11 protein-coding genes are annotated in these 12,025 nt (G+C 49.9%); 6 read left to right on the forward strand and 5 right to left on the reverse strand.

What is annotated here, in order from left to right; genetic code table 11:
* Positions 1-417, reverse strand: a 417-nt coding sequence (locus tag PsW74_RS29230; protein WP_208987805.1) for an alpha/beta hydrolase, incomplete at its 3' end; no start/stop codon positions are given.
* 204 nt (positions 418-621) lie between these two features.
* Here PsW74_RS29230 and PsW74_RS02855 point away from each other — a divergent pair.
* Complete coding sequence (locus PsW74_RS02855; RefSeq protein ID WP_206599909.1) at positions 622-1,026, forward strand: secondary thiamine-phosphate synthase enzyme YjbQ; 405 nt, start codon at positions 622-624, stop codon at positions 1,024-1,026.
* A gap of 13 nt (positions 1,027-1,039) precedes the next feature.
* On the opposite strand, the gene PsW74_RS02860 is transcribed toward PsW74_RS02855, so the two are convergent.
* The 3 genes from PsW74_RS02860 to PsW74_RS02870 form a co-directional block, all read right to left on the reverse strand.
* Positions 1,040-1,402 (reverse strand): hypothetical protein, encoded by a 363-nt coding sequence (locus PsW74_RS02860; protein ID WP_063287335.1) that lies wholly within the window; start codon positions 1,400-1,402, stop codon positions 1,040-1,042.
* A 147-nt stretch (positions 1,403-1,549) separates the two neighbouring features.
* Complete coding sequence (locus PsW74_RS02865) at positions 1,550-3,262, reverse strand: sodium:solute symporter (RefSeq protein ID WP_063287336.1); 1,713 nt, start codon at positions 3,260-3,262, stop codon at positions 1,550-1,552.
* On the reverse strand, positions 3,259-3,555 hold the full coding sequence (locus PsW74_RS02870; RefSeq protein WP_208987806.1) for a hypothetical protein: 297 nt from the start codon (positions 3,553-3,555) through the stop codon (positions 3,259-3,261). Before PsW74_RS02870 ends, PsW74_RS02865 begins: the two co-directional genes overlap by 4 nt.
* A gap of 488 nt (positions 3,556-4,043) precedes the next feature.
* On the opposite strand from PsW74_RS02870, the gene PsW74_RS02875 reads away from it, so the two are divergent.
* The gene (locus tag PsW74_RS02875; protein WP_008550072.1) at positions 4,044-4,703 is read left to right on the forward strand and encodes a response regulator transcription factor; all 660 of its coding nucleotides are present in this window, start codon (positions 4,044-4,046) and stop codon (positions 4,701-4,703) included.
* 85 nt (positions 4,704-4,788) lie between these two features.
* Here PsW74_RS02875 and PsW74_RS02880 read toward each other — a convergent pair whose 3' ends face one another.
* Complete coding sequence (locus PsW74_RS02880) at positions 4,789-8,322, reverse strand: PAS domain-containing hybrid sensor histidine kinase/response regulator (RefSeq protein ID WP_208987807.1); 3,534 nt, start codon at positions 8,320-8,322, stop codon at positions 4,789-4,791.
* A gap of 160 nt (positions 8,323-8,482) precedes the next feature.
* On the opposite strand from PsW74_RS02880, the gene PsW74_RS02885 reads away from it, so the two are divergent.
* From PsW74_RS02885 to PsW74_RS02900, 4 genes are all read left to right on the forward strand, one after another.
* Positions 8,483-9,208, forward strand: coding sequence for a hypothetical protein (locus tag PsW74_RS02885; protein WP_063287337.1), 726 nt, complete (start codon positions 8,483-8,485; stop codon positions 9,206-9,208).
* Positions 9,209-9,741: 533 nt separating this feature from the next.
* Positions 9,742-10,848 (forward strand): PAS domain S-box protein, encoded by a 1,107-nt coding sequence (locus tag PsW74_RS02890; RefSeq protein WP_057464962.1) that lies wholly within the window; start codon positions 9,742-9,744, stop codon positions 10,846-10,848.
* 52 nt (positions 10,849-10,900) lie between these two features.
* Positions 10,901-11,503, forward strand: coding sequence for a response regulator (locus tag PsW74_RS02895; RefSeq protein WP_181952038.1), 603 nt, complete (start codon positions 10,901-10,903; stop codon positions 11,501-11,503).
* Between the two features lie 172 nt (positions 11,504-11,675).
* The gene (locus PsW74_RS02900) at positions 11,676-12,011 is read left to right on the forward strand and encodes a response regulator (RefSeq protein WP_057464964.1); all 336 of its coding nucleotides are present in this window, start codon (positions 11,676-11,678) and stop codon (positions 12,009-12,011) included.
* Positions 12,012-12,025: the final 14 nt, after the last annotated feature.

Below are 12,025 nucleotides of genomic sequence, written 5' to 3' on the forward strand. Positions count from 1 at the left end.
AGGTCCTTGCGGGAAAGGATGTTCCGGAGCAAGGCGATATTCAACTGAAACTACGTCAAGCCCAGTGTTATTTGCCATGCTCTCCAGATAAGGATCCTGAAAGGAGGCAGAGCCGAAAACAAAGCCTCCACCATGGAAATGAATTATCACACCTTTTGATGAGTTTTTATCAGCTTTGAAGAGCCGTAGGGGAATAGAACCATGCTGCCCTTCAATCTCCAGATCTTCAGCTTGCTCCGAGTAGGTGGGGATAGGAAACGCACCAAGCCCCTGTAACCGGCGTTCACGGGTGACAGTAGGGGGGAAACTCCATGGATCAGGAAGCGCGCGCAGCTGCTCCGTCATTTCCTTGTTAAATGCCTTTGCTTCAGCGACGGCCTCTTGACTTATCGACAGAGGAGCGAAATTCTCAGACATGTAGTTTCTCCGGAAGCGACAATAAAATGTTGCCAATATGTTTGTTATAGAAGTTGTCGCGCAATCTCGCGTCAATGACAACGACACGATCTTAATTAACGAATAATAAGGGGATGGATTTCGAGCATGTCGGGTTGGTCAAAAACGAAGAACAGCTGCGAAGTCTGGACCATTGATAGTGGTCAGACGCAGCTTTCTCAGTCCATGGGACGACTGGTGTTCATGACGGAGGGATTGGGCTTTTATGAAGTTACCAAAGAGATCCGGGATTGGGCCAAGTCACTCCAATTAAAAGATGGACTGCTCACATTGTTCGTTCGGCACACCTCGGCCTCTGTCACCATTCAGGATAATGCTGATCCGACAGTTTTGCAGGACCTGCAAAAGGCTCTGGCAAATCTCGCGCCTGAAAATGGTGGGTGGCTCCATTCCTATGAAGGCCCGGACGATATGCCTGCGCATATCAAAACCATGCTCACAGGAGTATCTCTGCAAATACCGGTGGTCGACGGCGAGTTGGATTTGGGGACCTGGCAGGGGATCTACCTGATCGAACATAGAAGAGCGCCGCATCGACGCTCCATGACTCTGCATTATCTTGGTTCCTGACGACTGACAGCAGTCAGTCAGAAATACTAGCTACAACGCTGACGAACCAGAGCCCCAGAGCGATAACCATCGCCCGCTTGGAATACTCATGATAGGCGGTGCGTAGCGCGTCGCTTTGCATTCTGTTTGGGTCTTGCCCGCTGCTGTCCTGTCCCTTGATCAGGGCCCACGCATCATCGCCGTCATGCTTACCGTTTGGCATAATCCAGGCTTTGTAAATAAGAACAGCACTCAGAGTGATTGCAAGCATAGCGCCTGTACGGAAAGAACTGGCCGGATCAAAGCTGAGCGCTGCCATAATCAGGAGCACGCCGAGGCAATAAAATCCGCAGATACGAGCAACACTGGCACGGGCAGCACGTTGTAAAGCGTCCATAGGTTTCTCCTAGGCTTCTATTGGAGATAAACTATAGACGCAGCTCTATTGAATTCGACTTAGCGGAAGTTGTAAATTGGAATCGGCGTAAATGGACTACAAACGACGGTCAGTGCTTGTAAGAGTTTACTTACAACTTTCTGAAAATTACATCTTAATCTCTATGAGTTCTTCTGGTTCATCCTTGTCAGAAGTGTCAGGTAGATCTATCGAGAGGTCTCGTTCGCCTGGTTGCTCCAATAAACTTGCCAGATAAAAATGACGCTCATCCTCGGAAAAAGTAACGTAGGAGAGTGAAATTCCGACGGCAAATCCTAAGAACACGCCGAGCAATCCGCCCATCTCAGCAGGAAAACCAAACCAGAAGCCAGTGGAACCACTGGTCACGGCAAGAGCGTAAAACAGGGTTGCCAAGCTACCTGAGAGCATTGCGCTGTATGCCGCTGTCGCGTGAAATCTGCTCCACCAGCATGAAAGTACAAGCACAGGAAAGAAGGCAGCCGCTGCAAGGGAAAGCGACAATGTCAACATGTCCAAAAATAACAAGCTCTCGCTATAGGCAAGATAGGTGACAAAGGCACAAATCACCAGAACCACAACACGTGCCAGCACGATTTTCTGGTTGAGTGAGGCACGCGGCAACACCAAAACCTCAATGAGATCTCGCGAAACGCTTGTTGAAAGCGCCATCAAGAGTGCAGAGCTTGCAGCAAGTGCTGCTGCAACAATCCCAGACCTGATCAGCGCCGCAATGAGACCGCTTTGATGGCCCTGATCAAGTGCATTCGGTCCAAGCAGGTTCTGAAGCCGTTCATCCGCTAGCAACAGGAAATAGGCCGACCCAACAACCATCAAAAGCAAAAGGAAAGAAAGAGAATATCCGGCAGCGCGACGAGCAGATGCTGAACTTCCTGTTCCCTGGAACTTGCTGAGAAAGTGGGGAAGGCTAGCCATGCCAATAGCAAAGAAGAGAGCTGTGCCAATCAACGGCCAGAGACCGCCAGCATATGGCCCCTGCATCAGGAACCAGCCGATACTTGTATTCTCAATATCAATGATCGCGGTGAGTTGCTCTGTGAGCGAAGTACTGACAACACTGGTGAAACCAACATTCTCGGAAACCATAGGTGAGGTTAGCTGGTCTAAACCAAGCAGGATGACTGGCGAAAGGCAGGCAAACACCATCAGCACACCTTGCAGAGCCTGTGTCCACACAGCTCCGCTAATACCACCAAGCACAACAGAAATGAGCAACACCATTGAAAAGAGCAGAATGCCCGTCGTTGAGGTCGCGTTGAGAGATGTTGCCAGAACCTGACCACCAATCAGCATCTCGGTGCACAGGAGAGGAATACCAACGAGAACAACCAGACCACTGGCAATCAACCGCACCAAATTGCTCTGCAAACGGACACCCAGAAACTCCGGAACCGTCGCCGAACCAAACTTCCTGAGAGGAGAGGCAAAGAGCACCGCACATAAGACAAGACTGCTCACCCATCCTAATACAATTGGGAAGCTCATGTATTCTGGCAAGAAAACCATAGAGAGGAACAACGGAAAGAAGCTGCCACCAACAAAGCACGCAGCTAAGGTTACACCCGTCAAGCTTGCCGGCACATTCTTGCCGCCCCAATGATACTCAGAGAGCTTCATAGTCCGCGCTAGAATACCCACCATGGCAAATACCAGCAATGGCAGCAAAGCCATCAACGCTTCGATGAGCACGACAACAACGCCAGCTTTTTCCATAACGGCGAGTAGACCGGTCAGCAAAAAGAGTGCGAGCGTGAACAGACAAAGCGCAAGCGGAAGGCCTTTGTATTGTGAAGGATGAGGATCGAGGCTGGAGAGTGTCATGATGTGCTCCCCTGCTGCTGCGAAGAGCCTGTGTTGCTTTCATCAAGCCTGTCCTGTGCGCCGCAAAACCACGAGATCAGGATACTGGCGACAAAAAATAGGAGGCATCCCCACACATAACTGTTTGATAGAGAACCCAAAAGCCCACTCAGCTCATTTTGATGCGCATTGGGATAAGAGCCGGGTGCTCCATAATAGACAGCGATGCCAAAGAAGATGAGCCAGAGAATGAGCGTTGCAGCCATGAGTGCACGTGTTTTGGTCCAATAGGCGACTCTATTTGGTGTACGCACTCCCACCTCCAGTAATGATTACCCAACGTATACATACTCTACAGTCCCGCAAGCGAACCGCTAGACTAAAATTCTACTACCTAATACTAATCCCCAATCCTCGAAGTTCAGAAAACAGAAAAACGCAGGATTTGGGAGACCCATATTTTGGGAGCAACTCTTGAGTTCTATGCATGCCTTCTTGCAATATCTTAATGATTACTGACGGTTTTGTGGTAAAAGTGCGTGAGATGAGTGAAAACAATCAACTTCATGCTTGCCAGCACCTCCCTGTTTCGCATAATGCTTTTGTATAGGGGGATGCGACTGGTTGAGACTCCAAGGAGTTCTAAGGTTGTAAAATATCTATCGTGGCGTTTTGGGAGAGCTGCGAAAATCTCGTTCAAGCTCCCGAGGCGTCGAAAACTGTACATCTGATGATCTTATTTCGACGAGACGGATCGAAGGTCATTGGAGGCAGTCCACGACAAGAAATGGAGGAGCACAGCGTGCACAACGCGGTCCACCGCTTTATTATCGCTGATGACCACCCGCTGTTCCGTGGTGCAATGCGTCAAACAATCGAGAAACAGTTCGCATCGGTAAAGATTATCGAGGCTGGGAGCCTTGATGAAGTCACCGCTGCGCTCGATCGGGAGGAAGACGTAGACATGATCCTTTTGGATCTGTCCATGCCGGGCATGCGAGGGTTCTCTGGATTAATGTACTTGCGTGCTCAATATGTGGGTGTGCCAATTGTTGTCGTTTCCGGAACAGAAGATCCGACTACAATTCGCAGTGCCATTGAGTTTGGCGCGTCCGGGTATATTCCAAAGTCACTTGGTATTGATGTTATTCAGGATGGTGTTTCAGTAGTTCTGGAGGGAGGCGTTTGGATTCCACCAGACATTGACCTGAACACCGTTGATGAAGCAACCAAAATGGCTCAGCGTCTGGCCTCTTTAACACCGCAGCAAGTGCGCGTGTTGATGATGCTTTCGCAAGGTTTGCTGAACAAGCAGATCGCCTATGAATTGTCTGTATCGGAAGCGACTGTAAAAGCACACGTTTCTGCTATTTTGCAGAAGCTTGGCGTTGAAAGTCGGACACAGGCAGTCATTGCAGCGGCAAAGATCGAAGCTGGTCAGTGGCAAAGCATTGCTGGCTAGGTATTCTTCGAGTTGATCTACGAAAAAAGGCGCTCTTTGGAGCGCCTTTTTTGTTGGCAATGCCAAATGTGTCACCCCTGAAAGATCATGTGTCCCCGAGAGCTGCCTTGCACCGCATCAGGTGTGCTCGCAGTATAGCTGGTTTCAGCGGCTTATGGATCATCTCCATATCTTTGTCAGAGGCCTCTGTTCGCACTTCTGCCGTTCTGTCTGCCGTAATAAGCATGGCAGGGAAGTGCACGCCAAACTTCCAGCGCAGGTGCACAACGGCTTCAATGCCAGTTCCCTGATCCAGATGGTAATCTGCCAGAATGATGTCTGGTTGCGTCTTGCTGGCATAGATTGCCTTGGCAGCATCCTGCGCATTTGGAGCCGTCAGCACGTTACATTTCCATGTACGCAACAAAGACTCCATGCCCTCCAGAATCTGCGGTTCATTATCGATAGCCAGCACATTGAGACCAGCCAGCTGACTGACGATAGCACTGGGCTGAGCTTGCTTTGCAGCAACTGGTACACTCATGGCCTCTTTAATGGCAAGAGAGAAGCGAGAGCCTCTCCCATCCTGAGATTTGAGTGCCACGTTGAGCGCCAACACCTTACTAATGCGTTCCACGATAGAAAGGCCAAGCCCAAGCCCGGAGGCAATGCGTGCGCCATCATCAAGGCGGCGGAATTCCTTGAAAATCAGCTCCTGCTGCTTTTCTGGAATGCCGATCCCGCTATCGTAGACCTCAATATTTGCCATATTGTTCTTAATCTTGCGAACACCAACTACGACGCCACCTTTTGTGGTGTACTTCAACCCATTCGAAATGAGGTTCTGCAGCAAACGCCGCAAAAGACGTCGATCTGAGCGCACACAAACATCTGTGCTGCGGATTGTGAGCTTGAGCCCTTTTTCCTTGGCAATTGGAGTGAACTCTACGCGTAATGGATTGAGAATATCATCAAGGCGGAATGTCGAAATCTCTGCCTTGAACGCTCGGGTATCCAGACGGGAAATATCGAGGACCGCACCAATGATCTCTTCTACTGACTCCAGCGATGCCTCGATATTGCTAACCAGTTTGCGGTCTTCCGGGTCTCCGTCCATGAAACGATCAGTCAGAGTAGAAGAATAAAGTCGCGCTGCATTCAACGGCTGTAAAATGTCATGGCTTGCAGCAGCCAGGAACCGCGTTTTGTCCTGATAAGCCAGCTCAGCCGTCTTCTTGGCAGCCTCGAGCTGCTCATTCACCTTCGTCAGCTCTTCGGTCCGGTCCCGAACCCGCTGCTCCAAATTCTCATTGGCTCGGGCAAGAGCTTCCTCTGCAAAAACACGCTCAGTAATATCAGTGTAACTGGTAACCAGGCCACCATAGGGCATTGGGCTGGTGCGCACTTCCAACACTGTTCCAGTGCTGACCAGATGCTCCTGATAGGTCTCTTGGCGATTGATGAAATTGTGCATGCGCAGACCGACAATCTCGTCCACGTCGCCATCACCAAACTCGCCTGCCTCTGCAATATGGCGGATCATCTCCTCAAGCGAAGTACCGACTTGTCCAAATTTCGCCGGCAACATCAACATCTCGCGATACTGCCGGTTCCAGCAGATCAGACGCAGATCCTTGTCATAAACGGAGATACCCTGCCGCACTTGGTCGAGCGCGATCTGCAAAAGATCGCGGTTATATTGGATGGCCTCGGTCGCATCATCCAGCAGTTTGATGGCTTCCTGAGTGCCCGGGTCCCGCCGTTTGAGGAGAAGAGAAAGCACCAGTCGTGCGGACGCTGATCCGATTGCACTGGCAAGCAGTTGCTCGGAAAAACGCAGGATCACGGCATCGGCTTCTTCGCTGCTGTCCATCGTGATGCGATGCTCCGCAGCATAAGTATCAAAGGAGCGCTGTGTCCGCTCTTCTCCAACATAACGAGAAATCGTTGCTTGTAGATCTCCGATCGTCACTGTTGTCCGCAGCTTCCGTAGGGCGGGGGCCTGTGCAATCCCAGTGGGTACAAAGGTGTTGGCCTGAATGCGTTCAATCGCAGTTGGTTGCCGCGTGAGTGAGAAGACCACGTAAAACAGCAGTCCCGACAAAAGGCTCCAGAGTACGCCGTGCACAAACGGATCCATATCAAGATAAAGCAATGCTTCAGGCTTCAGGAACCCTATGCCGAACGGGCCGTTACTAAGGATGTTTGAGCCAAAGATACTCTCCCGCGCAAAGACTGGAAGCAGCAGAGTGTAGAACCAGACTGCAAATCCAGCCGTCATACTGGCAATCGCGCCGCGCGCCGTCGCTCTGCGCCAGATCAAGCCGCCGATAAAGGCAGGAGCGAACTGCGCAATTGCTGCAAAAGAGAGAAGGCCGATGCTCGAAAGAGCCGCACTATCACCCGCAACGCGGTAGTAGACATAACTTCCAAGAATGACGAGGAAGATCGACATGCGCCGAATGCCCAGCACCAGCTGGCTCATGTCTTCGCCCGAAGTCGAGATAATCTCGTCTTCACTACGCCGGCGCAGAATAATCGGCATCACCAGATCATTGGAAACCATGATGGAAAGCGCGACGGTGGTCACAATCACCATGGCAGTTGCTGCAGAAAGACCACCAATAAACACGAGCAGGGTCAACCAGTCAGCATCATAAGCACGAGGCAGCGCCAGCACGAACATGTCCGGGTCGACCGTGTTGCCTAAAATAGTCATACCTGCAAGGGCAATGGGCACGACGAACAGATTGATGGCGATCAGGTAGCTTGGAAACAGCCATGTCGCCCGTTTCAACTCAGCTTCACTGTTGTATTCCGTCACTGTCACATGGAACTGGCGCGGCAGAAGCACAATCGAGAATAAAGACAGGAGCGTGATAACTGCCCACTTGCTGGCATTGATATTCGTGAACAGGTCCTGTGAGCTGTTGGTGTTGGCAAAGGAAGCGTGCAGGAGATCCCATGGCCCATCAAACAGCATGAAGGTAACCCAAATACCGATCGCAAGAAAAGCAACGAGCTTAACAACAGCTTCAGTCGCGATGGACAGCATCAGGCCTTCTTGGTGCTCGGTTGCATCAATATGACGGGTGCCGAACAACCACGTAAACACAGCCATAAAAATGGCGATCATCAGTGTCTCATCACCAAAGATCGAAATCTCCGCATCATCAAGTGACAACAAGGGATGCAGCACAATCGTGCCGACAGACAGATCCAGCGCCTTCAGTTGAAGGGCGATGTAGGGGATCATGCCGATAAAGGCGATCAATGTGACAATCGCGCCAACCATAGGGTTTTTGCCATACCTAGCGGCAATAAAGTCGGCAACGGATGTAATCTTTTCTGCCTTCGCAAGTTGGATCACCCGCAGGATCAGCGGAAACCCAAAAGCGAACACGAGGATAGGCCCGAGGTAAATGGCAATAAACTCGAAACCATTTCTCGAAGCAGATCCGACAGATCCAAAAAATGTCCATGATGTACAATAAACGGAGAGCGAGAGGGCATAGATGAGTGGCCGCCCTCTTGTCTTTTTAACGCGGTTCTTGGCGACTTTGTCACCGTAACTCGCGATAACAAATAAGAGCAGTATATATGCCAAAGCGACAAGGACTACGATCCAACCTTGAAGCATGCTTCCCCCGCCGGACTGGTAGGTCCGTTACTTCCATTAAGTGTTTTTTGTCTCTCAATGTTGCACAGTTGACCGATCTTTTGTGAAAGGCAAGAGTTCAATACGAGTTATTGCGTCTTTGTAACCGTAGATTTTTCCGACCGCGACGAAAGGCTATGAGTTGGGACAACAACGCAATTCTACCAAAGAGAACCTGCTGGGTGCCTTTGAAAATATCGAGAATGTATCTCTCGACAGTCCAAGCTGGCTGAAGCGCATCTATGCTTTCTTCTTTTATAGATCCGACTTGGATACCCTTGTTAAGTTAAAGGGGTATCTTGGGCGCAGTGCGGCGTATCTGACTTACAAGAATGTGCAGGAATACTCCCGCTCTCGGGCTGGTGTCCATTGGAAGACACTGCTTGATGAGGACGATTTTCAGCAGGCTCTAGAAGCCTCCCGCTGGAGCTCCTTCTCCATCACTGTGGAGCTCGTGGGCGAAATGGCTCTCATTGTGTTGCGGCAAAAAACGAGAATGGACCCGCAGGATCTTGCTGGCATGATCGGGCAACTGCTCAAGGAAATCTTGGTTGAGCATCAGGAAGCTTCCGTTTGCTCTGCGCAGGAATGGAATGCCTTAGCTCAGAACATGTCGACTAAAATGCGTACGGATGCTTTAGTGCCAGCCCGCAGTGTTGCAGACATTGCGGCTACACAGGTCTCGAAGATCTTTTGTAGCCTACCGGTTCACAAACGTTTGCATGGTCATGATGAGCTGTTGCTTCTCAACGGATTGCGATTGAACCTTTTGCAACTGCAGCATGAGTTTTCAATACGTGCCAACTTCAAAGCACTTACAGAACTGGCACAAAACCATCAGATCCGATCTCCTGACCCCGATTTGTGAGTGCGAAATAAAATTTCAATTGCCGCACACGACTCAAGGAAGGGGCTTCGATACCGCGCGAAAAGAGCCAGAAACGTTGTGCTACGGTGGAAAACCCGGGCTCAGAGTATGATATATGCTGCGACATATACGCGCCGTATAGGTGAACACGCTTACTACTTTTGGTTTACTCTACTTAGTCTTATTCCAAATTCCGCAATGATTTTGCGTCGCGACCCAAAACTCGTAAAATAATATTTTACATAAACTAACCTAAGGGTTCTCTGGGTTTTACAATAGGTAAATGCATTATCTAGCCGGAGGGCAGCCTCGCTTCCAATGTCTTCAAACTCCAGATTTACACGCTCAGGTTTAGAGAATGCTCGTCTCCTATATAATATATCAATGAATTAGCGGGAATTAATCGTTAAATCAGTCGCAGGCTAGGTGATTGACCTAGCTCAGGCCATGGGATAGCTGATTAGTCAAAATACCCATCTAGATACCCGTTTAGATAAGCGTACGGGTACGCCTACAACAACTAGGAAACTACTATGGTCTCCTCTTCATGCTTGCACAGTGTTCTGGATACAGCCGTTAATGGCATCATCGTCATCGATGATAATGGAACGATCCTGATCTATAACCGTGCTTGCGAGAACATGTTTGGCTACAAGAGCGCCGAAGTCGTTGGCAAGAATGTCAACACACTGATGCCGAGCGCCACTGCTAAGCAGCATGACCAGTTCATTCGGAACTATCTGAAATCCGGAGACCCGAAAGTTGTCGGCATTGGCCGCGAAGTCGTCGGTCGCCATAAAGACGGAACCGAAATTCCAATAGAGCTGTCCGTTGGCGAAGCTCAGACAGAAAGCGGTCATCAGTTCATTGGCGTCCTGAAAGATCTACGGGCAACCAAGGAATATGAAGAACGCCTTCGTGTGCTGCAATCTAACCTGGTGACGATGACCCGAGTGAACGCGCTGGACGAAATGGGCGCGGCGATTGCACACGAAGTTAATCAGCCACTCACGGCTCTGATGCTCTATCTGCAAACGGCAGCGCGCCGTGCAAGAGCTGCCGATCAGCCTGATGATCCTATGATCAGCCTGATGGATAAGGCTGTGGTGGAGGCTGAACGTGCTGGTCAGATCATCCAGCGAATGCGTAACTTTGTCGAACGGCAGGCTCCGCAATGCATCGGAACCGGTCTTGCAACACTCATTGATGATTGCCTTGAACTCGTTCGGGTAGGGCACGAAGCGGATGATGTCGAGTTCATCTCTACTTTCGTGGACTATAACTACCAGCTTGAGTTGGACTCCGTACAAATACAACAGATTCTTGTAAACTTGATCCGAAATGCAGGCGAAGCCGTAAAGGATCAACCTGTTAAGCAAGTAGTTGTTTCTGTCGAACGTGACGATGACAATGTGTTTGTTAAGGTTATGGACACCGGACCAGGGCTGGATGAGGAAGCAGTGTCGCACCTTTTCAAGGCCTTTACTGGGACAAAGCGGCGCGGTTTAGGTATTGGACTTGCGATTTCTCGGAGTATAGCCCAAAACCATGGTGGCGATTTACTTGTTGAGCCATATGAGGAAGGTAAAGGTGCAACCTTCACTTTGAGGCTCCCGGTAAACTCAAAAGCAACAAGCTAAGCTGAAGCTGTTGTTTAGAACAACAAGAATAAGGACCTGAGCAATCATGACCATGCCGTCTGTGATCCATATTGTTGACGATGACCCAGCGGTTCGCGACGCGCTTTCTCTGCTGTTTGAAACAGAAGGGTTTCGCGTAAAATCCTTTGCGAATGCTGAAGAGTTTCTTGGTGGGGTAGAAGAAGAAACACCGAACTGTGTTCTTCTTGACGTTCATATGCCAGGACGCTCAGGCATTGATATTCTGAAAAGCCTGAATGGTGAGAACTTCCCTGCACCAATCTTTATCATTTCCGGTCAGGGTGATATCCCAATGGCTGTTGAAGCGATCAAATCAGGCGCTTACGACTTCATTGAAAAGCCATTTGACGTTGAATCTATCATTTCCCGTGTGCGTGAAGCTGTTTCCAGAAACGCGCAGGCGAGTGGTGCAAATACACTGACATTCCCTGGCGCAGAAACTTTGACGCCACGCGAACGTCAGGTGCTGACTGAGATCACTGCTGGTTCTTCCAATAAGGAAGCTGGTAGAAACCTCAAGATCTCTCCACGTACTGTTGAAGTTCACCGCGCGCGCATCATGGAAAAACTTGGTGCACGTAATGCTGCGGATCTCGTCCGCATCGTCCTCACAGGTGAGCCACCAGCTGCTTGATGTAGCGCAACTTCATAGGGAATGACTGGCTATACTTTCGGCCAATCTTGTTATTCCCGAGTGTTACTACGCATTACAAGACCCCGGCGCTTGGTTATGGTGACTGGTGAGACAAAGTGCTGCACCTTTGTGCTTTGTCTCATGAGCTACGAGAACAACGCTGGGGTTTGTTGTGATCTATATTGTCGAAGATGATGTATCTGTGCGAGATGCAATTGCCAGGATGTTTGAGAGCCTCGAACTCTCATGCGCTGCTTTTGCAGATGGAGAATCGTTTCTCTCAGATGCTTCACCTCGTATAGATGACACTGTCTTTGTTGATCTGCACCTTCCCGGATTGGCGGGATCTGATCTGATTGAGAAGGTTGCTGCTTTGGATGAGGCGCCACAAATTGTCGCAATCAGCGGCCAGCCTCTCTGGAAGATCACGCGAGATTTGCCAAAAATCACCACAACGCCTGTTGTTCGTAAGCCATTGAAAGAACAGGATTTATTGGTGTACGTGTAAACTTGATCTAACGC

This window comes from Pseudovibrio sp. W74 (assembly GCF_001623085.1).
In the GTDB taxonomy this organism is placed as follows: domain Bacteria; phylum Pseudomonadota; class Alphaproteobacteria; order Rhizobiales; family Stappiaceae; genus Pseudovibrio.

Bases quoted from the DNA above. Each gene is read 5' to 3' on its own strand.
- PsW74_RS02880 (WP_208987807.1), bottom strand. From the start codon at position 8,322: ATGCTTCAAGGTTGGATCGTAGTCCTTGTCGCTTTGGCATATATACTG.
- PsW74_RS02895 (WP_181952038.1), top strand. From the start codon at position 10,901: ATGCCGTCTGTGATCCATATTGTTGACGATGACCCAGCGGTTCGCGAC.
- PsW74_RS02865 (WP_063287336.1), bottom strand. From the start codon at position 3,262: ATGACACTCTCCAGCCTCGATCCTCATCCTTCACAATACAAAGGCCTT.
- PsW74_RS02855 (WP_206599909.1), top strand. From the start codon at position 622: ATGGGACGACTGGTGTTCATGACGGAGGGATTGGGCTTTTATGAAGTT.
- PsW74_RS02860 (WP_063287335.1), bottom strand. From the start codon at position 1,402: ATGGACGCTTTACAACGTGCTGCCCGTGCCAGTGTTGCTCGTATCTGC.
- PsW74_RS02890 (WP_057464962.1), top strand. From the start codon at position 9,742: ATGGTCTCCTCTTCATGCTTGCACAGTGTTCTGGATACAGCCGTTAAT.